Here is a 24,620-nt window from a genome sequence, read left to right as displayed (position 1 = left end):
CATCGGACGTACCCTCGGGGCATGTGCCGCAACATCCGCCCGCTGAACAACTTCGAGCCGCCCGCCACGCGCGACGAGGTCACGGCGGCTGCCCTGCAGTACGTCCGCAAGGTGGCCGGCACCACCAAGCCGTCCCAGGCCAACGAGGAGGTGTTCTGGGCGGCGGTGAAGGAGATCGCGCACGTCACCGAGCACCTGCTCGACGACCTCGTCACCACCGCACCCCCGAAGAACCGCGAGGTCGAGGCCGCCAAGGCGCGGGCGCGCGCACAGGCCCGGTACGCGTGACGCTCCTCGCGGACCGGTCGGTCGAGGAGGCGCTCGACCTCCTGGCCACCCGGCCGCTGGTGGTGCTGACCGGTGCCGGGCTCTCCACCGACTCCGGGATCCCCGACTACCGCGGGCCGGGGGCTCCGGCGCGGGCGCCGATGACCTACCAGGAGTTCGTCGCGACGCCGCAGGCGCAGCAGCGCTACTGGGCGCGCAGCCACCTCGGCTGGCAGCGGATGGGACGGGCGCGGCCCAACCCCGGGCACCACGCGCTCGCGGCCCTCGACCCCGGGCTGCTCATCACCCAGAACGTCGACGGCCTGCACGAGGCCGCCGGGTCGCGCAGTCTCGTCGCGCTGCACGGCCGGGTCGCCGACGTCGTCTGCCTGTCGTGCCGTACGACCTCCTCGCGGGCCGCGCTGGAGGCCGAGCTCGACGCGCTCAACCCCGGTTGGCTGGAGCGGCACGGCTGGGTCGAGTCCCGGCCCGACGGCGACGTCGACCTCGACGACACCGACGACTTCGTGGTGCCCCGGTGCCCGTGCGGCGGGCCGCTCAAGCCCGACGTGGTGTTCTTCGGCGAGAACGTGCCGGCCGACCGGGTCGCGCGCTGCTACGCCGCCGTGGAGGCCCTGGGGCCCGACGGCGCGCTGCTGGTCGCGGGCTCGTCGCTCACGGTGATGAGCGGCCTCCGGTTCGTCAGGCGCGCGGCCTCGGGAGGCACCCCGATCGTCATCGTGAACCGCGGGCTGACGCGCGGCGACCCGCTGGCGGCGTACAAGCTCGAGGTCGGGTGCAGCGAGTTCCTGACCGAGCTCGCCGACCGGGGCTAGCGGCGCACGAAGATGTGCTCGGCCGCCTCGACCACCAGCTCGGCGGTCTCGCCGCCGGAGCCGATCAGGATGCCCTCGGACGTGCGCGCGATGGTGACGGTCTTGCCCGGCAGGGCGCCGACGCGGCGCAGCAGGCCCATCAGCTCCTCGTCCTTCTGCATCTCCTCGGAGATCCGCTTCACGTGGACGCGCTGCTCCTCCGCACCCGCGGCGGCGGAGAGCGGCTCGACGTTGTCCATGAAGTCCTCGCCGGCCCGGTCGCCGAGCTCGTCGAGGCCCGGGATCGGGTTGCCGTAGGGCGACTCCGTCGGGTGGTCGAGCAGCTCGAGCAGCCGGCGCTCGACCGTCTCGGACATCACGTGCTCCCACCGGCACGCCTCGGCGTGGACGAGCTCCCAGTCGAGGCCGATGACGTCGGTGAGCAACCGCTCGGCGAGCCGGTGCTTGCGCATCACGCGGGTGGCGAGGAGCTGGCCCTCCTCGGTGAGCTCGAGGTGGCGGTCGCCCTGCACGGTGAGCAGGCCGTCGCGCTCCATCCGGGCCACGGTCTGGGACACGGTCGGCCCGGACTGGTGGAGCCGCTCGGCGATGCGGGCGCGCAGCGGCACGATGTCCTCCTCCACGAGCTCGTAGATCGTGCGGAGGTACATCTCGGTGGTGTCGATCAGGTCACTCACGGGGGTCATTGTGTCCCATGGCGCAACTGCCTCGGGCACGCGTGCCGTGGCACAGTGAGCCCGGTGACCGAGCTGATCGTGCCCCGACGCTTCTGCGGGCCTCCCGACTCCGGCAACGGCGGCTGGACCGCCGGCGCGCTGGCCGCGCTCGACGACGCCGACGCGCCCGCGGACCGGTGCGGGGGCTGGCCGGCGATCGAGGTCTCGCTGCGGCAGCCGCCGCCGCTGGACACCCCGCTGCCCGTCACCGTCGAGGCCGGCGTGACGACGGCGTCGTACGGCGGGGCGCCGGTGGCGACCGCGCAGCGCGTCGACCGCGACCTCACCGAGGTCGAACCCGTCGACCCTGCTGCGGCCTCGGCTGCCGAGGCGTCGTACCCCGGGCACACCTTCCACCCCTTCCCCACATGCGTCGCCTGCGGCACGGCGCGCGAGGACGGCGACGGGCTGCGGATCTTCCCCGGACCGGTGCACGTGGGCGACGAGCGCATCGCGGCCACCTGGACCCCGCACGCGAGCCTGCACGAGGACTGGCACACGTACGGCGACGAGCACCCGCGCGCGTCGGTGGCCGTCACGTGGGCGGCGCTCGACTGCATCGGCGGCTGGGCCGGCGACCTGACCGAGCGGCTGATGGTGCTCGGGCGGATGACCGCGCGCGTCGACGACCTGCCCGTGATCGGCGAGCCGCACGTCGTCGTCGGCGAAGGCCGCGGACGCGACGGTCGCAAGACCTTCACCGCCTCCACGCTGTACGACGCCGCGGGCCGGGTCGTCGCGACCGCCGAGCACACGTGGATCGCAGTCGACCCCGAGCTGTTCGGGGGGAGAGCACCGCGGTGATCGCACCGGCGGACGTCGTGGAGTGGCTGCTCGACGGTGACGTCGCAGTGGCCCACCAGACGACGCGCGATCTCCTGCACCGCACGGATCCGGGTCTTGGAGCCCGCATCGCCACGGAGAGCCACGGAGCAGCGCTGCTCGCCGCCCGCAGGCCGGACGGCCACTGGGGCCTGGGCTTCTACCAGCCGAAGTGGACCAGCACCCACTACACCCTCCTCGAGCTGTGCAACCTGGGCCTGCCCGAGGACCAGCCGGCCGCCGTCGAGTCCGTGGACCTGGTCCTGGCCCGGGAGAAGGGACCCGACGGCGGGCTCGACCCGAGTCACCGCGCCGCTGTGAGCGACGCGTGCATCAACGGCATGGGGCTCCGATACGCCAGCTGGTTCGGCGCTCCCGAGCAGGAGCTCGCCTCGCTCGTCGACGTCCTGCTGGCCCGTACGGTCGCCGACGGCGGCTTCAACTGCCGCCACCGGCCTCCTCTCGCCCCGGTGTCCCACTCCTCCCTGCACACCACCGTCTCGGTCCTGGAGGGGTTCACGAGCTATCTCGCCGCCGGCCACCAGCACCGCAGGCAGGAGGTCCTCGCTGCGCAGCGCACCGCGGTGGAGTTCGTGCTGCGCCACGAGCTGTTCCGCAGCGAGCGGACGGGCGAGGTGATCCGGGAGGACTTCCTGGTGCCGCACCATCCTCCGCGCTGGCACTTCGACATCCTTCGCGGGCTCGACTGCCTCGCCGCGGCAGGGGTGCCGCCCGATCCGCGGATGGAGGCGGCGCTCGAGGCGCTGCTCGCGAGGCGACGACCGGACGGCACCTGGACGGCGCGGGCGTGGCCGGGTCGTACGCATGTGCCGTCCGACGCGGCGGACCGCTCACGATGGGCGACACTCACCACCCTGCGGGTGCTCGCGCGCTACGCATCGTGACCGCGCGGTCTTGACCGCGACCCCGAGGGTGTTGAGAAGATGGTGCGCATGGCCGATTTTAACGATCCAAGGACCTTCTGGTGGCGCAACGCCGTCGTGTACCAGGTCTACGTCCGCAGCTTCGCCGACAGCGACGGCGACGGCATCGGCGACCTGCCCGGCATCACGTCCCGCCTGCCCCACCTCGCCGACCTCGGCGTCGACGCGCTGTGGATCACGCCCTTCTACACCTCCCCGCAGCACGACCACGGCTACGACGTCGCCGACTACTGCGACGTCGACCCGCTGTTCGGCAGCCTGTCCGACGCCGACGACCTGGTCGCCCGCGCCCACGAGCTCGGCCTGCGGGTCGTGGTGGACCTCGTGCCCAACCACACCTCCGACGAGCACGAGTGGTTCAAGGCGGCGCTGGCCGCCGGGCCGGGCAGCCCCGAGCGCGCGCGCTACCTGTTCCGCGACAGCGAGGACGGCAACCCGCCGAACAACTGGGCGTCGGTCTTCGGCGGCCCCGCGTGGACGCAGGTCGACGATGGCCAGTGGTACCTCCACCTCTTCGACTCCACGCAGCCCGACCTCGACTGGCGCAACCCCGAGGTTCCCGCGATGTTCGAGGGCGTGCTGCGCTTCTGGCTCGAGCGCGGGGTGGACGGCTTCCGCGTCGACGTGGCGCACGGCCTCTTCAAGGAGGCCTCGCTGCGCGACCAGGTCGTGGCCGAGGACGAGACCGCGGGTTCCCCGCAGGGTCGCGCCGGGGACTCCGAGATGGTCGAGCGCACCGTCCGCGACGAGCCCATGTGGGACCAGCCCGAGGTGCACGAGGTCTACCGCCGGTGGCACCAGATCCTCGACGAGTACGGCGCCGACCGGATGGCCGTCGCCGAGGCGTGGACCTCGACGGTCGAGTCGATGGCCGCCTTCGTCCGACCCGACGAGCTCGACCAGACCTTCAACTTCGCCTGGCTGCTCGCCGAGTGGTCGGCCGAGACCTTCGCCGAGGTCATCACCGACACGCTCGCCTCCATCGAGCAGACCGACGCCTCGCCGACCTGGGTGCTCAGCAACCACGACGTGACGCGTCACGTGACCCGCTACGGCGGCGGCGAGCAGGGCCTGGCCCGCGGCCGGGCGGCGACGCTCGCCATGCTCGCCCTGCCCGGCTCGAGCTACCTCTACCAGGGTGAGGAGCTCGGCCTCGAGCAGGTCGACGTCGCCCCCGAGCACCGGCAGGACCCGTCCTTCCTCCGCACCGGCGAGGTCGGCCGCGACGGTTGCCGCGTCCCGATCCCGTGGAGCGGCACCGAGGCGCCGTACGGCTTCGGCCCCGGCGCCGAGCAGCCGTGGATCCCGCAGCCGGCGGACTGGGCGGCGCTGACGGTCGAGGCCCAGACCGGCGACCCGTCGTCGACGCTGGAGTTCTACCGCGAGGCGCTGCGCGCGCGCCGCGAGTTCGCCTGGACCGCGGGCGACGAGGTCGAGGTCCTGGAGGCAGGCCCGGACGCGCTGGTGCTCCGTCGCGGTCCGCTCACCGTCGTGCTCAACTGCGGCGACGCCCCGGTCGAGCTGCCCGAGGGCGAGCTGCTCCTCGCCAGCGGACCTGTCGAGGACGGCAAGCTGCCCGCCGACACGGCTGCCTGGCTGCGCTGACGGCCAGCCCGCCGACGTACGGACCCGGATATCTGAGGACGAACTGGTAGGCGATCTGGCCGATTCGCCTACCAGGTCGTCCTCAGATACCTGCCGTGGAGCGGATCAGTCGTCGCTGAGGGCCTGGTTGTACGCCGCCAGCTGCGCCGCGAACGCGGACAGCTCCTCGTCGCTCCACGCCCCCAGGCGCCGGTCGAAGCGGTCGCTGCGGCTGCGAGCCATGGTCTCGAGGCGCGTACGCCCCTCGTCGCTGGCGTCGAGCAGGACGGCGCGACGGTCCTCGGCCGCCGGCCGACGCTCGACCAGGCCGAGGTCGACGAGCGTCTGCACCTGCCGGCTGACGCCGCCCTTGTCCATGCCGAAGGCGTCGGACAGGTCGGCCGCACGCATCGGCCCGTGCTTGGCCAGGTGCGTGAGGATGAAGTAGGTCATCGGGTGCAGGTCGGGGTGGACCTCACGCGCCCGTTCGCCCATCACCCGCTTGACCCGGCGGATCAACGTCCCGACCTCCGCCTCGATGCGGCGCAGGTCCTCGTACCTCGCCGTCGTCGTGGTCGATGCCGCGCTCATGCCTGGGGAGCTTCCGCCATGAGCTCATCCTCGCGCTTCACGGACGTGCGCAGGGGCACTTCCCTGATGAAGAGCACGGCGACCAGCGCGCCCACGGCGAACGGCAGGGCGACGAGGAAGATGTGCCCGGTCGCGTCGCCGAAGGCGCTCTCGAAGATCGCGCGCACCGGTGCCGGCAGGTCGGAGACGTCCGGGATGCCGCCGGTGTCGTGCCCGACGGCCTCGGCGTACTCCGGGTGGGTGGCCAGCAGCCGGGTCAGCCCCGACTGCACCGCGTCGGCGACCTGGTGGGCCAGCACGGCGCCGAGCGCCGCGATGCCGATCGAGCCGCCGAGCGAGCGGAAGAACGCCACCACCGAGGAGCCGGCGCCCATGTCGGAGAGCGCGATCGTGTTCTGCACGGCGAGGACGAGGTTCTGCATGGTGGCGCCGAGGCCGAGACCGAGCACCGCCATGTAGACGCCGGTGCGCCACAGCGAGGTCGAGGCGTCGATGGTCGAGAGCAGCGCGATGCCGGCGATGACGAGGACCATGCCGCCGACGAGCCAGCGCTTCCAGAGGCCGGTGGCGGTGATGATGCGGCCGCTCAGGATGCTCGAGACGAGGAGGCCGCCGACCATGCAGATCGACATCAGGCCGGCCTCGGTGGGGCTCATGTCCTTGGCGCGCTGGAAGTAGAGGCTGAGATACACCGTCGAGCCGAACATCGCGACGCCGATCAGCACCGACGCGACGGTCGCGAGCGTCAGGGTGCGCTCACGGAACAGGCGCAGCGGGATCACGGGGTCGACGGCGACGTTGGCCTCGACGTGGACAGCTGCGGCGACGACCACGACCGCGCCGACCACCAGCGCCCCGCTGGTCCACGAGATCCAGTCGAAGTCCTGCCCCCCGAGCGACATCCAGATCAGCAGGATCGAGACGCCGCCGACCAGCAGGAAGGCGCCGAGGTAGTCGATCGACACCTCGCGCTTCACGACCGGGAGGTGCAGGGTGCGCTGGAGGACGACGAAGGCGAGAGCCGCCACCGGGAGCCCGGCGAAGAAGCACCAACGCCAGCCCACGGTGTCGACCAGGACGCCGCCGACGAGGGGGCCGCTGACCGTCGCGAGGGCGAAGACCGCCCCGATGTAGCCGCTGTATCGACCTCGCTCGCGCGGGGAGACCATCGTGGCGATGACGACCTGGACCAGCGCGGTGAGACCGCCGACGCCGAGGCCCTGGACGACGCGGGCACCGATGAGCACCTCCATCGACGGCGCGAACCCGGCGATGAGCGACCCGATGGAGAAGATCACCAGCGCACTCTGCACGAGGGTCTTCTTGTTGAACATGTCGGCGAACTTGCCCCAGATCGGCGTGGTCGCGGTCATCGCGAGCATCGTGGCGACGACGACCCAGGTGTAGCCGGTCTGACTGCCCTCGAGGTCGTCGACGATGGTCGGCAGCGCGTTGCTGACGATCGTGCTGGAGAGCATCGCGACGAACATCGCGAGGAGGAGCCCGCTGAGGGCCTCGAGCACCTCGCGGTGGCTCATCTCCCCGCTCTGCTCGGCGGTGACGGTGGGAGCCTGGGTCACGGCGTTCCTTCGAGTCGTGGTTGCGAAACACAATAGTTGTTGTTTGCAACCATATGTCGGCGGGGCCGCGCAGGCCACCAGAGCGCGACGAGACCTGGGCCACATCTGGCGGTCGCGGGAGGCCGTACGGCATGCCGTCCGGGCAGCCGCCCCGGGGGCGGGGTAGTCCAGTGGAATCTGGTCGCACATCGGGCCGGACCACGACCAGAGCCCACTGGACCACCCCGGTAACCAGCCACTTCCCACTGGACTACCCCCGTGGCCAGCAGCGCCGTACGACTCCCGGACATGCAGCGACCCGCAGGCCTGCTGCCCCTCTGGGAGGGGCCCCGGGGGATGACACCGGGGGCCTGCGGGTCGGGTGGCTGCAGTGGATTCGCCGGCAGCTGTCGGCGGACCGGGGCTGCCTAGCGGGCAGCCACCTCACTCATCCGAAAAGAACTCATTCTCCGGATCACCTCCCTTCTGTGTGCGACCACCGTACGTCGGCCGGCGGAGCCGCTCAACGGGTTAAGCCCGGACCTCGTCCGACGGGATCCTCGACCGCCGCCTCGAACTGCGAGCGGTAGAGCCGGGCGTAGGCACCGTCGACCTCGAGCAGCTCCTCGTGAGAGCCCTGCTCCACGATCGAGCCGTCCTCCATCACGAGGATCAGGTCCGCGTCGCGGATCGTGGAGAGCCGGTGGGCGATCACGAACGACGTGCGGTCCGAGCGCAGCGCAGCCATCGCGTGCTGGAGCAGCAGCTCGGTGCGGGTGTCGACCGACGAGGTCGCCTCGTCGAGGATCAGCAGCGCCGGGTCCTTGAGGAACGCCCGGGCGATGGTGACGAGCTGGCGCTCCCCCGCCGACAGGTTCGAGCCGTCCTCGTCGATCACCGTGTCGTAGCCGTCGGGCAGCGAGTGCACGAAGCGGTCGACGAAGGTCGCCCGAGCCGCCTCGAGGATGTGCTCCTCGCCCGCGTCGGGCCGGCCGTAGGCGATGTTGTCGCGGATCGTCCCGGCGAAGAGCCAGGTGTCCTGGAGCACCATGCCGATGCGGCTGCGGAGCACGCCGCGCGGGATCGAGGTGACGTCGACGCCGTCGATGAGGATGCGCCCGGACTGCGGGTCGTAGAAGCGCATCACGAGGTTGACCATGGTCGTCTTCGCGGCGCCGGTGGGGCCGACGATCGCGACGGTGTGGCCGGGCTCGGCGACCAGCGACAGGTGCTCGATGAGCGGTCGCTCGGGGTCGTAGGAGAACGACACGTCCTCGAAGCGGACCTCGCCGCGCGCGTCGGCAGCGCTCGCCGTACGCCCGGTGGCGTCCGCCGACTCCTCGCCAGCGTCGAGCAGCTCGAAGACCCGCTCGGCCGACGCGACGCCCGACTGGAGCAGGTTGAGCATCGAGGCCACCTGGGTGAGGGGCTGGGTGAACTGCCGGGAGTACTGGATGAACGCCTGCACGTCGCCCAGCGACATGGTGCCGCTGGCGACGCGGAGACCGCCGAGGACGGCGATGACGACGTAGTTGAGGTTCCCGACGAACATCATGATCGGCATGATCAGCCCGCTGACGAACTGCGCGCCGTAGGACGCCTTGTAGAGCTCGTCGTTCTGCTCGGCGAAGACCCGCTCGGCCTCGGCCTGCCGGCCGAAGACCTTGACGATCGCGTGCCCGGAGAAGGTCTCCTCGATGTGGGCGTTGAGCGTGCCCGTGCGCCGCCACTGCTGGATGAACATGCCCTGCGAGCGCTTCATCACCGCACTCGTGACCCACATCGAGATCGGCACCGAGACCAGCGCGACCATCGCCAGCACCGGGGAGATCCAGAACATCATCGCCAGCACCGCGAGGACCGTGAGCAGCGAGTTGAGCATCTGGCTCATCGTCTGCTGCAGGGTCTGGCTGATGTTGTCGATGTCGTTGGTGACGCGGCTGAGCAGCTCGCCGCGCGGCTGCTTGTCGAAGTAGCCCAGCGGCAGCCGGTGCACCTTGTCCTCGACCTCCGAGCGCATCCGCAGCACGGTGTGCTGGACGACGTCGTTGAGCAGCCAGCCGCCGAGCCACGCCAGCAGGGACGCGGCGACGTAGACGGCGAGCACGACGAGGAGCACGTCGGCGACGGCGGAGAAGTCGACGCCGTCGGTCAGGTCCATCGCGGCGAGCATGTCGGCGCGGTCGTCCTCGCCCTGCGCCCGCAGCGCCTCGACCGCCTGCTCCTGCGTGGCGCCGGACGCGAGCACGTCCTTGCCGATGAGGCCGGCGAAGACGAGGTCGGTGGCGCGGCCGAGGATCCATGGACCGACCGCCATGGCGGCGACGCTGAGCACGGTGAGGACCAGCACGGCGTACGCCTTGGCGCGCTCGGGGTGCAGGCGCGCGAGGAGCCGCTTGAGGGAGGGCCAGAAGGTGTCGGCCTTCTGGCCGATCATCCCCCCGCCCATCGGGCCGCGACCAGGGCCGGGCCCGGACTGGATGCGCTCGGTCTCCTTCAGCTGCCCGTCCTTGGGCGGTGACGTCTGGGTGGTCATGCCACCTCCTCCGCGGTCAGCTGGGACCGGACGATCTCCTGGTAGGTCGGGCACGTCTCGAGCAGCTCGTCGTGGGTGCCGGTGCCGACGACCGTGCCGTCGTCCAGCACCACGATGCGGTCCGCGTGGCGGATCGTGGCGACGCGCTGCGCGACGATGACGACCGCCGAGTCGCGCGTCACCGGGCGCAGCGCCGCCCGCAGGCGGGCGTCGGTGGTGAGGTCGAGGGCGGAGAAGGAGTCGTCGAAGAGGTAGATCCGCGGCCGGCGGACCACCGCTCGCGCGATGGCCATCCGTTGCCGCTGCCCGCCGCTGAGGCTGGACCCGCCCTGTGCGACCTCGGAGTCGAGCCCGTCGGGCATCGCCTCGACGAAGTCCCGAGCCTGGGCGACGTCGAGGGCCGCCCACATCTCCTCCTCGGTGGCGTCGGGCTTGCCGTAGCGGAGGTTGTCGGCGATCGTCCCGCGGAAGAGGAACGCCTTCTGCGGGACCAGGCCGAGCTGCGACCAGAGCGTCTCGGGGGCGACCTCACGAACGTCGACCCCGCCCACCCGTACGGCTCCTCCGGTTGCGTCGAACAGGCGCGGCACCAGGTTGACCAGGGTGGACTTGCCGGCACCGGTCGACCCGACGATCGCCACGGTCTCGCCCGGAGCGGCGGACAGCGAGACCTCGCGCAGCACCGGCTGGTCGGCGCCGGGGTAGGCGTAGGTGACGCCGTCGAGCTCGAGGGTCAGCCGCTCGGGGAGGTCCGTGACGGGGTCGGCGGGCGGCGGGACCGACGACTCGGTGTCGAGCACCTCGGTGATCCGGTCGGCGCACACCGAGGCGCGCGGCACCATCATCAGCATGAACATCGCCATCATCACCGACATCACGATCTGCATGAGGTAGGAGATGTAGGCGGTGAGGGCGCCGACCTCCATCTGGCCGTCCTCGACACGGTGCCCGCCGAACCACAGCACGCCGACGGTGGCGACGTTGGCCACGATCATCACCGTCGGGAACATCGCCGCCTGCCAGCGACCGGCCCGGATCGCCACGTCGGTCAGCTCCGCGTTGGCGTCGCCGAAACGTCGGGTCTCGTGGTCCTCGCGGACGAAGGCCCGCACCACCCGTACGCCCGTGATCTGCTCGCGCAGCAGCCGGTTGACCTCGTCGATGCGCTCCTGCATCAGCCGGAAGCTCGGCACCATCTGGCGCACGAGCAGCCCGATCGAGACGCCGAGGACCGGCACCACCGCCAGGACCAGCCACGACAGCCCGATGTCCTCGCGGGCAGCCATGATGATGCCGCCGACCATCATGATCGGCGCCGACACCATCAGCGTGCCGCCCATCAGGACGAGCATCTGCACCTGTTGGACGTCGTTGGTCTCGCGGGTGATCAGCGACGGGGCACCGAAGTGCTGCACCTCGCGGGCCGAGAACCTCCCGACCCGGTGGAAGATCGCCGCCCGGAGGTCGCGGCCGAAGCCCATCGCGTTGCGCGCGGAGAACCACACCGCGGCGATCGAGCAGACGACCTGGACCAGCGAGACCAGGAGCATCAGGCCGCCGTGGCGCACGATGTAGCCGGTGTCGCCGGTGACGACGCCGTTGTCGATGATGTCGGCGTTGAGGCTCGGCAGGTAGAGCGCGGCCATCGTGCCGACGAACTGCAGCGCGACGACGGCGGCGAGCGGTGCGGCGTACGGCCGGAGGTAGGTGCGGACGAGTCGGAGCAGCATCAGGAGTCCTCCCCCGCCCTGGGCTTCAGCACGCCGTCGAGCAGCGTCCCGACGATCTGCTCGGGAGTGAGCAGGTGCCCGTCGCTGATGTGCGGGTGGGTGCCGGAGAAGGTCAGCATCCGGAGCATGTGCACGAGCTGCTCCGGGGTGCAGGTGAGCAGGTCGGCGTCGGGCTCGACGACGGCGACCATGACCCGCTCCGCACGCCGACGCCCCTCCTCCATGTGGCGGTGCGCCTTCGGAGGACCGACCATCCCCATCGCGGTCATGAGGGCGAAGATCCCGCGGAAGCGCTCCTGCAACCGCGCGCAGACGTCGGTGAGCCGCTGCCGCAGCGGCTGGTCGAGGTCGACCGCCTCGAGGTCGGCGAGGAACGGCTCCAGGTCGAGCGCCTTCTCGACCGCCGCGGTGACGAGGTCCTCCTTGGACTCGAAGACCCGGAAGATCGTGCCCTCCGCGACACACGCCGCGTCGGCGATCTGGCGGGTGGTGACCGCGCGACCGTGCTCGTGGAGGAGCGGGATGGTGACGTCGACCAGCGCCTCACGCCGGTCGTCGGGGGTCATCGGGCGGGCACGGGGAGTCACCGGGCAAGAGTAAGTGAGTGAGCACTCACTCACAAGTTCCTTTCCTGAGCCCGAGCCTGCGAGGGCTCGGAGAGAAAGGAAGGTTGAGGAGGCTCGGCTGGGACCTGAGCGAAGCGAAGGACCCAGCGAGCCGTCGCGAAACCTCTCCCGAGCCCGAGCCTGCAAGGACGCGGTCGGCCCGAGCAGCGAGCCCGTCTACGGCGCGAGCCGCTCCACCACCCAGCGCTCACCGTCGCGGCGGTAGACGAGCCGGTCGTGCATCCGGCTCGGCTGTCCCTGCCAGAACTCGACGGCCTCGGGCGCGACGCGATAGCCGCCCCACGTCGGGGGCACCGGCACCGGGCCCTCGTCGCCGAACCGGTCGTGCACCCGGGCGTACGCAGCGGCGAGGTCCGCGCGTGAGTCGACCGGACTCGACTGTGCCGACGCCCACGCCCCTAGCTGGGCGCCACGGGGGCGGGTCCGGAAGTAGGCCTCGACCTCCCCGGGCTCCAGCGCGGTCGCGACTCCCTCCACGCGTACCTGGCGCTCGAGCGGGTGCCACGGGAAGAGCAGTGCGCAGTGGGGGTTGGCCGCGAGCTCCTCGCCCTTGCGGGAGGCCCGGTTGGTGAAGAAGACGAACCCGCCGGGGCCGACGCCCTTGAGCAGCATCGTCCGGCTCGAGGGCCGGCCGTCGGCCGACACGGTGGAGACGACCATCGCGTTGGGCTCGTGGAGGCCGGCATCGACCGACTGGCGCATCCACCGCTCGAACATCTCGATCGGGTCGTCGGCCAGGTCGGGCAGGTCCAGCCCGCCGCGCCCGTACTCCTCGCGCAGTCCGGAGAGGTCCATGCCGCGACACTAGTGGGGCACGAGGAACGAGTGCCCGGCGTGTGGAGGGAGATCGAGTGGCCCCGCGGCCGAGCCTGCGAGGCCGCGACGGGGCGTATCGAGATCGGCCGGGGTGGCGGTGCACAATGAGCCGTCCCGTGCAGTCTTCCGGGACGACCCGCTGCACGGAGGACCACGGAGGAGTGGCATGACCGAGATCCAGCACGGCCTCGAAGGCGTCGTCGCGTTCGAGACCCAGATCGCCGAGCCCGACAAGGAAGGATCGGCGCTGCGCTACCGCGGCGTCGACATCGAGGAGCTCGTCGGCCGCGTCCCGTTCGAGAACGTGTGGGGCCTGCTGGTCGACGGCGCCTACTCCCCCGGCCTGCCGCCCGCCGAGCCCTACAACATCTCCATCCACACCGGCGACGTGCGCGCCGACGTGCAGGCCGCGGTGGCCATGCTCGCGCCGATGCTCGGGATGGGGCAGACCTACGACATCTCCGACGAGCAGGCACGCCTCGATCTCTCACGCGTCGCGGTGATGGTGCTGTCGTACGCCGCCCAGTCCGCGCGCGGCCTCGGCAAGCCGGTCGTCACCCAGGCCGAGGTCGACCGGGGCCGCACCCTCGCGGAGCGGTTCCTGATCCGGTGGCGCGGCGAGGCCGACCCCAGGCACGCGCACGCCATCGACGCCTACTGGTCCTCGGCGGCCGAGCACGGCATGAACGCCTCCACCTTCACCGCGCGCGTCATCACCTCCACCGGCGCCGACGTGGCCGCCGCGTTCTCCGGCGCCATCGGCGCGATGTCGGGCCCGCTGCACGGCGGCGCCCCGTCGCGCGTGCTGGGGATGATCGAGGAGGTCGAGCGGCGCGACGGCGACGCGGCGTCCTACGTCAAGGAGCTGCTCGACAGCGGCGAGCGGCTGATGGGCTTCGGGCACCGCGTCTACCGCGCGGAGGACCCGCGCGCCCGGGTGCTGCGCCGCACGGCCAAGGAGCTCGACGCGCCGCGCTACGAGGTCGCCGAGGCGCTGGAGAAGGCCGCGCTGGCCGAGCTGCGCGAGCGTCGTCCCGACCGGGTGCTGGAGACCAACGTGGAGTTCTGGGCGGCCATCGTCCTCGACTTCGCCGAGGTGCCTGCGCACATGTTCACCTCGATGTTCACCTGTGCCCGCACCGGCGGCTGGTCGGCGCACATCCTCGAGCAGAAGACGACCGGCCGGCTGATCCGGCCGTCCGCCGTCTACGCCGGTCCGGGCACCCGGCCGGCGAGCGAGGTTCAGGGCTGGGACGGGGCCTGGGCGTAGTACCAGGATGTCTTGCCCTTGGCGCCCTTGCGCGTCAGCGAGATGTGCACGTGGTCGCGGTGTCGGAGCGTGGGTGAGCACGTCCGCCTCTTCCGGCAGCCCGAGCTCAGGTAGCGCTTGCTCGCGAATCCGTCGTACGAGGCGTACATCCGGTCGTTCCAGATGACGTACATGATCCCCATCCGGCGGGCGAGCGCGTGCGGCTGGCCGGTGTCGTCGGGGGCCAGGATCTCCTCCAGCATCGCGTCGGCGAGCGCCAGCTCGACGGGGTCGGTGGCGTCGAGGATCCAGTCGAACGCCCGGGCCTCCTTGTGCTCGCTGCGGCTCGACCCCGCGCACGAGCGTGCGATCGTCCCGTAGCCGCCACCACGAGCGACGAGCCAGTCGGCGAGCATGAGCACGCCGGGCTTCGGCCTCTGCCTGCAGGTCGTCTGCGGCTGGTAGCCGGCGTACGGCTCCACCGGCATGAGGTACGGCGCCGAGGACGTGACGGTCCCGCGCCGGCTGCTCGGCTCGTCGGCCGCGGCGGCACCCAGGCCGCCGGAGAGCAGGCCGAGCACGAGGGCGCACGTGCCCGCGACTCGCGTGACGGCACGCAGCGGCGCTCGCATCGAGACGTCCCACCTTCCCCTGTGATCACATCTGGCACAGGGACCGTAAGCGGCTTCCCGCTCAGGCGTCCGGGGATCGTCGGAACATCACCGCTGTAGTTCGCAGGCGGCCGTGCCGCCCGGCATCCGGTGCCGGTTGGCGGCCACCCAGGCGTACGTCCGGCGCGCCACCGCGTCGACGCCCGGGGCGGTGATCAGGCGGCCGACCGCGCGCCACGGCAGCGGCCCGGTGCGCAGGATCGCGGCGAAGGCACGGTGGCCGTAGTCGACGCGGCCGTCGGGATGGACGTAGGGCATCTCCACGACGGCGCGGTCCGGGTCGACGCCGAGGGCAACGAGGTCGGCGGCCTGGACGGTGGAGCTGTCGACGTCGACGCCGAGCCGCGGCACCAGCCGCGCGGTGCGCATGCAGAAGCCGCAGTCGGCGTCGTTGAGCATCAGTCCGCGGGGCACTCCCACAGGCTACGCGTGACCTGGTCTCGAGACAGGACTTCGTCCTTCCTCGACCAGCGACGAGCCCGCCTTCCTCAGTCGGGAAGGACCCGCCCGAAGCAGCGGCTCAGCTCCGAGCCGCAGTAGTGGCCGAAGCCGGGGACCGGCTCGTAGCCCGAGGACAGGTAGAGCGAGATCGCCTCCGGCTGCTTCATCCCGGTCTCGAGCACCAGCGCCTCGATGCCCGCCTCGGCGGCGGTGGCCTCGAGGTGGGCCAGCATCCGGCGGGCGAGCCCGCGACGCTGGGCGGCAGGCACGACGTACATCCGCTTGATCTCCGCGGTGACCTCGGCGCCGAGCGCCCTCACCGCGGAGCGGCGCCACGCGCCCGTCGCGACCGGTGAGCCGTCGAGGTAGCCGACGAAGAACTGGCCGAGCGGGTCCTCGAAGTCGCGCGGGTCGATGGGCGACTCGTCGCGGCCGCCGTAGCGGGCGACGTACTCCTCCTGGACCGCCTCGACGAGGGCCTCGGCGTCGGGGTGCGTGATCGCGCGCCGCTCGATGCGGAGCTGGGTGTCCATCGTGCGTCCCCGTCGTGAGTCGTGGTGCGGCGGATGTCAGGATAGGGACCACTGACAGCGTCGTCAGGACCGCCACCCATCGTTCGTGAGGAACCCATGACCGACGCCCTCAAGATCCCCGCCGAGCTGCTCCCGGCCGACGGCCGCTTCGGAGCCGGCCCGTCCAAGATCCAGACCAGCCACCTCGACGCCCTCGCCGCGACCGGCGCGTCGCTCATGGGCACCTCGCACCGGCAGGCGCCGGTGAAGAAGACCGTGGCACGGGTGCGCGAGGGCCTCACGGCGCTCTTCGACCTGCCCGAGGGCTACGAGGTCGTGCTCGGCAACGGCGGTGCCACCGCGTTCTGGGACATCGCCTGCTTCGGCCTGATCCGCGAGAAGAGCCAGCACCTGTCGTTCGGCGAGTTCTCCTCCAAGTTCGCCACCTCGGCGAAGAAGGCGCCGTGGCTGGCCGACCCGTCGGTGATCACGAGCGAGCCCGGCTCGCGCCCCGACGCGGTCGCCGAGGACGGCGTCGACACCTACGCCTGGGCGCACAACGAGACCTCGACCGCGGTGATGGCGCCCGTACGTCGCCCGGCGGGGATCGACGACGACGCGCTCGTGCTGGTGGACGCGACGTCCGGCGCCGGCGGCCTGCCCGTCGACCTCGACCAGGTCGACACCTACTACTTCGCCCCGCAGAAGTGCTTCGCCTCCGACGGCGGCCTGTGGATCGCCCTCATGTCGCCGCGCGCGCTGGCCCGCGCCGAGGAGATCGCCGCGAGCGACCGCTACGTCCCGCCGTTCTTCGACCTGCCGACCGCGATCGACAACTCCTCGAAGGACCAGACCTACAACACCCCGTCGGTCGCCACCCTCTTCCTGATGGCCGAGCAGCTCGACTGGATGAACGGTCAGGGCGGTCTCAAGGCGATGGTCGAGCGCACCACCGCCTCCTCCGACGCGCTCTACGGCTGGGCGGAGCGCACCGCCTGGACCACCCCGTACGTCACCGAGGCGGCCGACCGCTCGCTCGTCATCGGCACCATCGACTTCGACGACTCGATCGACGCGGCCGCGATCGCCGCGACGCTGCGCGCCAACGGCATCGTCGACACCGAGCCCTACCGCAAGCTCGGGCGCAACCAGCTGCGGATCGCGATGTACCCCGCGATCGACCCCTCGGACGTCGAGAAGCTCACCGGGGCGATCGACCACGTCGTGGCCAACAGCTGACCTCCACCTAGCCGGCGTTGAGCAGCTTGAGCACCGCCCGCTCGAGCGCGGCCTGCCGGGCATCGTCCGTGTCGTACTTCCCACGGACCTTGACCGTACGGCCGCGCTCGTAGGCCTCGACGACCCGCGGATCGACGTACGACGTCCGCGCGAGGGTCGGGGTGTTGCCGAGGAACTCCGAGACCTCCTTCATCGCGCTCGCCACGGCACGCTTGCGTGACGCCTTGGACTTCCCCGGCTCCTCGGTCCCGGCGAGCGCGTCGGCAGCGATGACGGTGGCGTGCCACGTGCGGAAGTCCTTGGCGGTCGCCTCGATCCCGAAGCACGAGCGGATGTAGTCGTTGACGTCGGCGGCCGACAGGTCCTTCCAGTGCCGGCCGTCCTTCCACGCGAGCAACTTGTCGCCGCCGCCGCGCCGGCGGCGCATCACGTCGAGCGCCTCGGTCGCGGACGGGTCGTCGATGGTGATGTCGTGCTCGACCCCGGACTTCCCCACGAAGCTGAAGCGCAGCGCCTTGCCCTGCCGCGAGACGTGCTCCTTGAGCATCGTGGTCAGGCCGAAGGAGCCGTGGGTGTCGGTGTAGACGTCGTTGCCGATGCGGAAGTAGCCGAGGTCGAGCAGGCGTACGGCGACCGCGCACGCCCGCTCCAGCGACATCCCCTCGGACCCGATGTCGGCGAGCACGCGCTCGCGTGCCTTGGACAGCGCCTTGCCGAACACCAGGATCCGGTCGAACTTGGCCGCGTCCCGGCTGGCACGCCACTGCGGGTGGTAGAGGTACTGCCGCCGACCGGCGTCGTCGGTGCCGACCGCCTGGAGGTGGCCGTTGGCGTACGGGGTGATCCACACGTCCGTCCAGGCCGGCGGGATGACGAGGTCCTTGCAGCGCTGGGTCTGCTCCTCGTCGAGCCGGTTGCCGTCCTGGTCGAGGTAGGTGAACCCCTTGCCAGCCCGGCGTCGGGTCCAGCCGGGCTGGTCGGGGAACGTACGCCTCAGTCGCGGCATGCGGTGAACCTACTGGCCGCGCCAGGCCCGGGCGGACACCCCGAGGGAGGGAGACGGGTCCGGCCCCCGCGGTGCCGGATCGGCGTCAGATCTCGGACGTGCCCCGGCGCAGGACCTGCCGAGCCAGCTCGGCCTGGCTGGCGGTGAGCAGGTGCTCCGGCACCCGCACCGGCTCGCGCCCCTCGACGGTGAACGTGTAGACGAACATGTCGGGGTGCGGTCGGGCGTCCTTGGCGACGGGAGCCGCGACCGCCTGCGAGACCAGGGCCCCCAGCCCGGAGGTCTCGAGGTCGACCTCGGCCGCCTCCGAGCGACCGGCGAACCCCCCGCTGCGCTCGACGCGCAGACGGCCGGCGGGCTGGGGGGCGGATGCCGGGACCGATCTGCGGCCGGGCTCGACCCCCACCTGCCGCCACGCCTCACGCACGGCCTCGGCGTGCTCGCCGGCCGCGGCGACGGTCGCCGCCGCGAAGGTCGCGAAGTTCGCGCCGCGCGGGACGTCGCCGCCGACCAGCGCGTCGTACCAGATCCGGCCCGCACCCCCGATGGCCGTGCCGCCGACGGCGAGTGCCGCGAGCTGGAACGCCTTGTTGGGGATGCCGGAGTTGAGGTGCACACCGCCGTTGTCGGCGGTGGTCACGACGTAGTCGTCCATGTGACCGACCTGCGGGTCCGCACCGACTTCGGGGTCGTCGTACGCGGTGCCCGGGGCAGCCATGTCACGCAGGGCCCGCGCCTGCACGGACGGCATGAAGATCCCCTGCCCGATCAGCCAGTCGCCGTCGGCGGCCTGCTGGCCGAGCAGGCGCTGCTTGAGGCAGGACGCGAACACGTCGGCGACCGACTCGTTGAGCGCGCCCGACTGGCCGCTGTAGGTGAGGTCGGCGGTGTGCTCGATGACGGCGTGGGAGAACTCGTGCGCGAGCACGTCCACCGGCTTGGTGAATCGCTCGAACACCCGGCCGTCGCCGTCGCCGAACACCAGCTGGGTGCCGTCCCAGAAGGCGTTGTTGTAGTCGGAGCCGTAGTGCACGGTGAGGCTGACCGGTGCGCCGGCTCCGTCGTGGGAGCTGCGCGCGAGGTCCTCGAGGAACATCTGCAAGGTCGCCTCGATGCCGTCCGCGGCCTCGTCGACCGCCACGTCCCCCGTCGCGGGCTCGCCAGGGCCGCGAGCCGGGGTGCCGGGGAGCGAGGTCGTCGATCCGGCGTCGTGGACCGTCCAGACCGGTGTCGCGACCGCGACCGGCGGGCCGCCAGCGGCGGACGCGCGTGCCTCGACCCCGCGCTGCGCGCGCAGGCGCCGCACCGCCTCGTCGCGCTCGGCCGCCTCAGGGCCGTCGACCCGCTCGGCGAGCCAGGGCGGGATGAAGGTGCAGCGGTGAGCAGTGGCGCTGGAGGTGTCCCGAGATGTCATGGGACAGGTCTACCCGTCCGCTCCGACAGCCGGAAGGGTGCCGACACGCGTCGGGTCAGCAGGGCTCGTAGTCGAAGCTGACGTCGGTCACGAAGACCGCCTGGTTGCGGTCGACGCCGCTCCAGCTCGTCTCGGCGTTCCAGTACGTCAGGGTGAAGCCGGTCAGCGGGCCGGCGAACCTGACCGTGACGTTGCCCGCACCGCTGGAGCTGTCGCTGTAGGCACCACCGCCCGTCCACGGGGAGGCCTGCGTGCCTGAGCCCGAGACCCCGCTGCCCCGCGAGACCTCCACCCAGGGACCACTCAGCTCGACGCGGTCCAGGAAGTCGCCGGCGGTCCGGTCGATGTCGGTGAAGGTCAGCACGAGGTTCCGCACCGGCTTGGTGAACGAGAACGCGTACGCGCCGCGCGCGCTGCGCCCGGGCGCGGCGCGGTCCATGCGGCGGGTGACGGCCTGGATGAGTCCCAGTCCCGGCTTGCCGGTGTTGCCCACCGGGTTGTAGACGTCGTACAGGCGGGGGCCGTTGCTGTCCTCGCTGCCGGCCTTGATGAACCCGGTGTAGCTCGCGGCGATCTTCATCTCGATCGACGAGGCGAACGCCCCGGCCGGAGGAGTGTACGTCTGGGAGTAGTCCAGGCCCCCGTTCGAGATCCCGCCCGACCAGGTCGCGAAGGACGCGCCCGTGAGGGCGGAGCACGAGGCGGCGTACGCCGGGGCCGCGGCCGAGACGGCGACCACCGGGACCGTCCAGGCGGCGGCGCGCGTGACCGTCCGGCGCGTGGGCCGGGCGTCGGGCAGCGTCGTGGTCGCGGGCGAGGTGGTGCTCATGGTGCTCTCCAGTCCGAGTACGGGGCTCCCGAGGTCCGGGGACGGCTCCACCGTAGGAAGCCCCCTGCTACGGGCCGGTAACACAGGGTTACAGCCCGGGACGACCTGCCTGTGCCGTCGCTCACACCCGAACCCGCGGGATCGCCGTCCGCGAAATCCCGATCTGCCGCCGCGCGCACTAGACTTCGGGTGCTGCGGCCGTGCCGGCCGCGCCCGGCCTCCTGGCCGCTCGCTCGTCGCTCGTCTCCGCCCCGGAAGGCTCCTGCATGTCCACCCAGTCCCGCTCCGACCTGCGCAACGTCGCGATCGTCGCCCACGTCGACCACGGCAAGACAACGCTGGTCGACGCGATGCTCCGCCAGGCCGGCGCCTTCACCGCGCACCAGGCCGAGAGCGTGGCCGACCGGGTCATGGACTCCGGCGACCTCGAGCGCGAGAAGGGCATCACGATCCTCGCGAAGAACACCGCGGTCCACTACACGGGTCCGTCGGCTCCCGAGGGCATGACCATCAACATCATCGACACCCCCGGCCACGCCGACTTCGGCGGCGAGGTCGAGCGCGGCCTGTCGATGGTCGACGGCATCGTGCTGCTCGTCGACGCCTCCGAGGGTCCCCTCCCCCAGACGCGCTTCGTGTTGCGCAAGGCGCTCAACGCCGACATGCCGGTGATCCTCGTGGTCAACAAGACCGACCGCAGCGACGCCCGCATCAGCGAGGTCGTCGACGAGTCCTACGAGCTCTTCATGGACCTGCTCGACGAGTCGCACAGCCAGGACGCGCTCGACTTCCCCGTCGTGTACGCCTCCGGCAAGGCCGGCATCGCCTCGCTGGAGAAGCCCGAGGACGGCACCATGCCCGCGGGCTCCGACCTCGAGCCGCTGTTCCGGACCATCCTGGACACCATCCCCGCCCCGCAGCACGACGACGAGGCGCCGCTGCAGGCGCACGTGACCAACCTCGACTCCTCGCCGTTCCTCGGCCGCCTCGCGCTGCTGCGCATCCACCAGGGCACGCTCAAGAAGGGCCAGACCGTGGCCTGGATGCGCCGCGACGGCGAGGTCAAGAACGTCCGCATCACCGAGCTGCTGGTCACCGAGGGCCTCGAGCGCAAGCCCGGCGAGTCCGCCGGCCCCGGCGACATCGTCGCCATCGCGGGCATCCCCGACATCACCATCGGCGAGACCCTCGCCGATGCCGAGAACCCGATTGCCCTGCCGCTGATCCACGTCGACGAGCCGGCCATCTCCATGACCATCGGCACCAACACCTCGCCGCTGGTCGGCAAGGTCAAGGGCGCCAAGGTGACCGCCCGCCTCGTCAAGGACCGCCTCGACTCCGAGCTCGTCGGCAACGTGTCGCTGCGCATCCTCCCGACCGAGCGTCCCGACGCCTGGGAGGTCCAGGGTCGCGGCGAGCTCGCGCTGGCGATCCTCGTCGAGCAGATGCGGCGCGAGGGCTTCGAGCTCACCGTCGGCAAGCCGCAGGTCGTCACCCGCGAGATCGACGGCAAGCTGCACGAGCCGTTCGAGCGCCTCACGATCGACGCGCCGGAGGAGTACCTCGGCACCATCACCGAGCTCCTCGCCGCCCGCAAGGGCCGCATGGAGGGCATGACCAACCACGGCACCGGCTGGGTCCGGATGGACTTCGTCGTCCCGTCCCGTGGCCTGATCGGCTTCCGCACGGACTTCCTCACCGAGACCCGCGGCACCGGCATCGCGCACCACATCTCCGAGGGCTACTTCCCCTGGGCCGGCGAGATCCGCTCGCGCAACAACGGCTCGCTCGTGGCCGACCGCTCCGGTGCGGCGACGGCGTACGCCATGACGTCGCTGCAGGAGCGCGGCGTGCTCTTCGTCGAGCCCGCCACCGAGGTCTACGAGGGCATGATCGTCGGCGAGAACTCCCGCGCCGACGACATGGACGTCAACATCACCAAGGAGAAGCAGCAGACCAACATCCGGTCGGCCACCTCCGACAACTTCGAGAAGCTGATCCCGCCGAAGCGGCTCTCGCTCGAGCAGTGCCTGGAGTTCTGCCGCGAGGACGAGTGCGTCGAGGTCACCCCGGAGATGGTGCGCATCCGCAAGGTCGTGCTCGACGCCAACGCCCGCGCCAAGACCGCGAGCCGAGCGCGCAAGGCGAACAAGTAGGCACGACCGTGCCCGAGGGGACACCCGGCCTCGCGGAGGAGCTGGCGGACTGGCTGGAGGGCCTCGGCCTCGCCGACCAGCTCGCCGCGGCCGGGTTGCCGACGTACGAGCGGGTCGACGGCGTTGTGCGCTGGACCGAGCCCGCCACTGGCGACACGCTCGACGGCGGGCGACTGGCCGAGCTCGACCGGCTGCTCCGCGCGCAGGGTGACGACCCCGCCCACGCCGTGCCGGTCGCGCTGGTCCGGCTGCGCCGCGAGACCCGGCGGCGCCAGGAGCTCCTCGACGGCGGCTGGCTCGACTACGCCGGGGTCGCGGCGCTGCGTGGCGTCTCGACCAACGCGGCCCGCTTTGCGGTGCACAAGGCGGCCGAGCGGCGCACGCTCCTGCTCGTCGGGCACGAGGGCGCCATCCTGGTGCCGAGCTTCCAGCTCGACGAGGCCGGCGAGGTGCGCACCGAGCTGCTGACCGTGCTCGAGCCCCTGCTCGCCTCGGTCGACCCGTGGCGTGTGTGGATCTGGCTCACCAGCCCCGTCGCGCTGCTCGGCGGCGCGGTGCCCCACGAGGTCGCCGGCGACCCCGAGGAGCTGCCGGTCGTGCAGCGCGCCGCGGTCGCCCTGGCCGAGCGCGCGCGTACGGCGCAGGACTGACCCGCCTCCGTCAGTCCGTGATCGGCTGTGTGCGCAGCGTGGGAGCCAGCACGACCAGGCCCAGCAGCGGCAGGGCCGCGAGGACCAGCAGGGCGGCCGGCATGCCCAGCGGCCCACTGATGCCCGCCACCACGGCGGAGCCGACGCTGCCGCCGATGAGGAAGAGCAGCGTGGAGACGCCCAGGGCCACCCCACGTACGTCGTGGTGCACCGCGTCGCCGACGACGGCGCTGAGGGCGGGCTGGCCGAGACCGAAGGCGAAGGTCACCAGGATGATGCCGACGACGAGCACGACCGCGTTCGCCCAGAAGGCGCCGGCGGTGGCGACCAGGAGGGCAGCGGACGCCACGAGGCCGGCGACGGCGAGGGCCCGGCTCGGGCCGATGCGGGTGAGCATCGGCCCGGTGACCTGCGGCACGAGCAGGGCGACGACGGCGCTGGGCACCATCGCCAGGCCGACCTGCCACGCCTGCCACCCCTCGCCGAGCAGCACGGCGGGCAGCGCGATGAGCATCGCGAACCACGACGCGGGGACGGACGAGGCCGCGACGGCGCTCCGCACGACGGTCGCGTTGCGGATCACCTCGACCGGCAGGAAGCCGTCCGGGCGGCGGCGTACGGTCGCGCGCACGGCCGGCACACCGAGCACGAGCAGCCCCGCGCCGATGGCCGCGACGACCAGGCCCGCAGACGGTGACTGCACCAGGAGGACCATGCCCGCTGCGGTGAGGGCGACGAGGAACGCGCCGACGACGTCGAGCCGGGCGCCGCTGCCGCCGGTCGGCAGGGCCCGCCACAGGAGCGGCACGACGAGCGCACCGAGGATCGGCAGCGCCATCACGGCACGCCAGCCCCAGGCCGCCTCGACCAGCCCACCGATGAGCGGCCCGAGGCAGCTCACGGCCGCGGCGACGCCCGCGAGGCGGCCGAAGGCGAGTCCGCGCACCTCGCCGGTGTACTTCGCGGAGAGGATGGTCACGCCGAGGGTCGGGACGGCCGCAGCACCGGCGCCCTGGAGCATGCGGGCGCCGAGCAGCACCTCGAAGGTCGGCGCCAGCGCCGCCACCAGCGCCCCGATCGACATCAGCACGAGTCCGGCGAGAAGCGGGCCGCGGACGCCAACGAGGTCGGAGATCCGGCCGTAGAGAGCGGTGGTGACGGCCAGCATGAGGACGTAGAGACTGATCGCCCACGCGGCCAGACCGGCGCTGACGCCGAGGTCCTCGCCGAGCAGCGCCAGCGCCACCGCAGCGCTGGACGAGCCCATGCCGGCCAAGCCGAAGAGGAGCCCCAGCAGCATCGAGACCCGTCGGGAGTCGTCGGCCTGCGCGGCCGTCGCCGCGGTGTCGGGGACCGCGTCGGGGGCGGCGTCGGGTGCGGGGCTCATCGAGGATGGACAACAGCGAGCCGGGTGCCGTTGTTCCCT

23 protein-coding genes are annotated in these 24,620 nt (G+C 71.8%); 9 read left to right on the top strand and 14 right to left on the bottom strand.

The annotated features are described in order from the left end of the window. The first annotated feature begins 21 nt into the window (after positions 1-21). Positions 22-288, top strand: coding sequence for a DUF2277 domain-containing protein (locus tag EXE59_RS07325; RefSeq protein WP_135838318.1), 267 nt, complete (start codon positions 22-24; stop codon positions 286-288). Then, positions 285-1,103, top strand: a complete 819-nt coding sequence (locus EXE59_RS07320; protein WP_135838317.1) for a Sir2 family NAD-dependent protein deacetylase — start codon at positions 285-287, stop codon at positions 1,101-1,103. The genes EXE59_RS07325 and EXE59_RS07320 overlap by 4 nt, the downstream gene beginning before the upstream one ends. On the opposite strand, the gene EXE59_RS07315 is transcribed toward EXE59_RS07320, so the two are convergent. Next, complete coding sequence (locus tag EXE59_RS07315; RefSeq protein ID WP_135838316.1) at positions 1,100-1,780, bottom strand: iron-dependent transcriptional repressor DtxR; 681 nt, start codon at positions 1,778-1,780, stop codon at positions 1,100-1,102. The two genes, EXE59_RS07320 and EXE59_RS07315, sit on opposite strands and share 4 nt — an antisense overlap. A gap of 63 nt (positions 1,781-1,843) precedes the next feature. Between EXE59_RS07315 and EXE59_RS07310 the strand changes: the two genes are divergently transcribed. From EXE59_RS07310 to EXE59_RS07300, 3 genes are read left to right on the top strand one after another with little or no spacing between them, the layout of a single operon-like run. Beyond that, entirely contained in the window at positions 1,844-2,623 is a 780-nt protein-coding gene (locus tag EXE59_RS07310; protein ID WP_210428920.1) for a hypothetical protein, read from the top strand. Then, positions 2,620-3,546, top strand: coding sequence for a hypothetical protein (locus EXE59_RS07305; protein ID WP_210428919.1), 927 nt, complete (start codon positions 2,620-2,622; stop codon positions 3,544-3,546). Before EXE59_RS07310 ends, EXE59_RS07305 begins: the two co-directional genes overlap by 4 nt. A 48-nt stretch (positions 3,547-3,594) precedes the next feature. Next, positions 3,595-5,190 (top strand): glycoside hydrolase family 13 protein, encoded by a 1,596-nt coding sequence (locus EXE59_RS07300; protein ID WP_135838314.1) that lies wholly within the window; start codon positions 3,595-3,597, stop codon positions 5,188-5,190. Positions 5,191-5,295: 105 nt separating this feature from the next. Here the strand turns inward: EXE59_RS07300 and EXE59_RS07295 are convergent, their stop codons facing one another. From EXE59_RS07295 to pdxH, 6 genes are all read right to left on the bottom strand, one after another. Next, positions 5,296-5,760: a MarR family winged helix-turn-helix transcriptional regulator gene (locus tag EXE59_RS07295; RefSeq protein WP_135838313.1), complete on the bottom strand. Its 465-nt coding sequence runs from the start codon at positions 5,758-5,760 to the stop codon at positions 5,296-5,298. After that, positions 5,757-7,340 (bottom strand): MDR family MFS transporter, encoded by a 1,584-nt coding sequence (locus EXE59_RS07290; protein ID WP_342777197.1) that lies wholly within the window; start codon positions 7,338-7,340, stop codon positions 5,757-5,759. Before EXE59_RS07290 ends, EXE59_RS07295 begins: the two co-directional genes overlap by 4 nt. 502 nt (positions 7,341-7,842) lie before the next feature. Further along, entirely contained in the window at positions 7,843-9,855 is a 2,013-nt protein-coding gene (locus EXE59_RS07285) for an ABC transporter ATP-binding protein (protein ID WP_135838312.1), read from the bottom strand. Beyond that, positions 9,852-11,585: an ABC transporter ATP-binding protein gene (locus EXE59_RS07280; protein ID WP_135838311.1), complete on the bottom strand. Its 1,734-nt coding sequence runs from the start codon at positions 11,583-11,585 to the stop codon at positions 9,852-9,854. Before EXE59_RS07280 ends, EXE59_RS07285 begins: the two co-directional genes overlap by 4 nt. Beyond that, positions 11,585-12,172: a TetR/AcrR family transcriptional regulator gene (locus tag EXE59_RS07275; protein ID WP_210428918.1), complete on the bottom strand. Its 588-nt coding sequence runs from the start codon at positions 12,170-12,172 to the stop codon at positions 11,585-11,587. Before EXE59_RS07275 ends, EXE59_RS07280 begins: the two co-directional genes overlap by 1 nt. A gap of 195 nt (positions 12,173-12,367) precedes the next feature. Next, complete coding sequence (gene pdxH, locus EXE59_RS07270; protein WP_135838310.1) at positions 12,368-13,006, bottom strand: pyridoxamine 5'-phosphate oxidase; 639 nt, start codon at positions 13,004-13,006, stop codon at positions 12,368-12,370. Between the two features lie 187 nt (positions 13,007-13,193). Between pdxH and EXE59_RS07265 the strand changes: the two genes are divergently transcribed. Then, the gene (locus tag EXE59_RS07265) at positions 13,194-14,297 is read left to right on the top strand and encodes a citrate synthase 2 (protein ID WP_135838309.1); all 1,104 of its coding nucleotides are present in this window, start codon (positions 13,194-13,196) and stop codon (positions 14,295-14,297) included. On the opposite strand, the gene EXE59_RS07260 is transcribed toward EXE59_RS07265, so the two are convergent. The 3 genes from EXE59_RS07260 to EXE59_RS07250 form a co-directional block, all read right to left on the bottom strand. Next, the gene (locus EXE59_RS07260; protein ID WP_135838308.1) at positions 14,270-14,908 is read right to left on the bottom strand and encodes a VldE C-terminal domain-containing protein; all 639 of its coding nucleotides are present in this window, start codon (positions 14,906-14,908) and stop codon (positions 14,270-14,272) included. The genes EXE59_RS07265 and EXE59_RS07260 overlap by 28 nt on opposite strands. Before the next feature lie 87 nt (positions 14,909-14,995). Continuing rightward, complete coding sequence (locus EXE59_RS07255; RefSeq protein WP_210428917.1) at positions 14,996-15,361, bottom strand: thiol-disulfide oxidoreductase DCC family protein; 366 nt, start codon at positions 15,359-15,361, stop codon at positions 14,996-14,998. Positions 15,362-15,435: 74 nt separating this feature from the next. Next, complete coding sequence (locus EXE59_RS07250) at positions 15,436-15,921, bottom strand: GNAT family N-acetyltransferase (protein WP_135838307.1); 486 nt, start codon at positions 15,919-15,921, stop codon at positions 15,436-15,438. Between the two features lie 96 nt (positions 15,922-16,017). Between EXE59_RS07250 and serC the strand changes: the two genes are divergently transcribed. Then, positions 16,018-17,139, top strand: coding sequence for a phosphoserine transaminase (gene serC / locus EXE59_RS07245; protein WP_135838306.1), 1,122 nt, complete (start codon positions 16,018-16,020; stop codon positions 17,137-17,139). Positions 17,140-17,146: 7 nt separating this feature from the next. On the opposite strand, the gene EXE59_RS07240 is transcribed toward serC, so the two are convergent. The 3 genes from EXE59_RS07240 to EXE59_RS07230 all read right to left on the bottom strand — a co-directional run bounded on the left by EXE59_RS07240 (position 17,147) and on the right by EXE59_RS07230 (position 20,388). Continuing rightward, the gene (locus tag EXE59_RS07240) at positions 17,147-18,145 is read right to left on the bottom strand and encodes a DNA topoisomerase IB (RefSeq protein WP_135838305.1); all 999 of its coding nucleotides are present in this window, start codon (positions 18,143-18,145) and stop codon (positions 17,147-17,149) included. 85 nt (positions 18,146-18,230) lie between these two features. Beyond that, the gene (locus EXE59_RS07235) at positions 18,231-19,559 is read right to left on the bottom strand and encodes a protealysin inhibitor emfourin (RefSeq protein ID WP_135838304.1); all 1,329 of its coding nucleotides are present in this window, start codon (positions 19,557-19,559) and stop codon (positions 18,231-18,233) included. A 55-nt stretch (positions 19,560-19,614) separates the two neighbouring features. After that, on the bottom strand, positions 19,615-20,388 hold the full coding sequence (locus EXE59_RS07230; protein WP_135838303.1) for a hypothetical protein: 774 nt from the start codon (positions 20,386-20,388) through the stop codon (positions 19,615-19,617). Positions 20,389-20,654: 266 nt separating this feature from the next. Between EXE59_RS07230 and typA the strand changes: the two genes are divergently transcribed. Together typA and EXE59_RS07220 are read left to right on the top strand one after the other, a co-directional pair. Continuing rightward, positions 20,655-22,544 carry a translational GTPase TypA gene (gene typA / locus EXE59_RS07225; protein WP_135838302.1) on the top strand — a complete coding sequence of 630 codons (1,890 nt, stop codon included), beginning with the start codon at positions 20,655-20,657 and terminating at the stop codon, positions 22,542-22,544. Positions 22,545-22,552: 8 nt separating this feature from the next. Beyond that, entirely contained in the window at positions 22,553-23,194 is a 642-nt protein-coding gene (locus tag EXE59_RS07220) for a hypothetical protein (protein WP_135838301.1), read from the top strand. 10 nt (positions 23,195-23,204) lie between these two features. Here EXE59_RS07220 and EXE59_RS07215 read toward each other — a convergent pair whose 3' ends face one another. Further along, positions 23,205-24,581: an MFS transporter gene (locus tag EXE59_RS07215; protein ID WP_135838300.1), complete on the bottom strand. Its 1,377-nt coding sequence runs from the start codon at positions 24,579-24,581 to the stop codon at positions 23,205-23,207. Positions 24,582-24,620: the final 39 nt, after the last annotated feature.

Source organism: Nocardioides eburneiflavus, from assembly GCF_004785795.1.
GTDB classification, from domain to species: Bacteria; Actinomycetota; Actinomycetes; order Propionibacteriales; family Nocardioidaceae; genus Nocardioides; species Nocardioides eburneiflavus.
Note: the sequence above shows the minus strand (reverse complement) of the source record. Positions and strands in the feature narration are given on the sequence as shown.

What these genes read in the sequence shown, in the direction of transcription:
- EXE59_RS07260 (WP_135838308.1), bottom strand. Translation starts at nt 14,908, where the DNA reads ATGCGAGCGCCGCTGCGTGCCGTCACGCGAGTCGCGGGCACGTGCGCC.
- pdxH (WP_135838310.1), bottom strand. Translation starts at nt 13,006, where the DNA reads ATGGACCTCTCCGGACTGCGCGAGGAGTACGGGCGCGGCGGGCTGGAC.
- serC (WP_135838306.1), top strand. Translation starts at nt 16,018, where the DNA reads ATGACCGACGCCCTCAAGATCCCCGCCGAGCTGCTCCCGGCCGACGGC.
- EXE59_RS07325 (WP_135838318.1), top strand. Translation starts at nt 22, where the DNA reads ATGTGCCGCAACATCCGCCCGCTGAACAACTTCGAGCCGCCCGCCACG.
- typA (WP_135838302.1), top strand. Translation starts at nt 20,655, where the DNA reads ATGTCCACCCAGTCCCGCTCCGACCTGCGCAACGTCGCGATCGTCGCC.
- EXE59_RS07250 (WP_135838307.1), bottom strand. Translation starts at nt 15,921, where the DNA reads ATGGACACCCAGCTCCGCATCGAGCGGCGCGCGATCACGCACCCCGAC.
- EXE59_RS07240 (WP_135838305.1), bottom strand. Translation starts at nt 18,145, where the DNA reads ATGCCGCGACTGAGGCGTACGTTCCCCGACCAGCCCGGCTGGACCCGA.
- EXE59_RS07300 (WP_135838314.1), top strand. Translation starts at nt 3,595, where the DNA reads ATGGCCGATTTTAACGATCCAAGGACCTTCTGGTGGCGCAACGCCGTC.
- EXE59_RS07295 (WP_135838313.1), bottom strand. Translation starts at nt 5,760, where the DNA reads ATGAGCGCGGCATCGACCACGACGACGGCGAGGTACGAGGACCTGCGC.
- EXE59_RS07265 (WP_135838309.1), top strand. Translation starts at nt 13,194, where the DNA reads ATGACCGAGATCCAGCACGGCCTCGAAGGCGTCGTCGCGTTCGAGACC.
- EXE59_RS07215 (WP_135838300.1), bottom strand. Translation starts at nt 24,581, where the DNA reads ATGAGCCCCGCACCCGACGCCGCCCCCGACGCGGTCCCCGACACCGCG.
- EXE59_RS07230 (WP_135838303.1), bottom strand. Translation starts at nt 20,388, where the DNA reads ATGAGCACCACCTCGCCCGCGACCACGACGCTGCCCGACGCCCGGCCC.
- EXE59_RS07285 (WP_135838312.1), bottom strand. Translation starts at nt 9,855, where the DNA reads ATGACCACCCAGACGTCACCGCCCAAGGACGGGCAGCTGAAGGAGACC.
- EXE59_RS07280 (WP_135838311.1), bottom strand. Translation starts at nt 11,585, where the DNA reads ATGCTGCTCCGACTCGTCCGCACCTACCTCCGGCCGTACGCCGCACCG.
- EXE59_RS07235 (WP_135838304.1), bottom strand. Translation starts at nt 19,559, where the DNA reads ATGACATCTCGGGACACCTCCAGCGCCACTGCTCACCGCTGCACCTTC.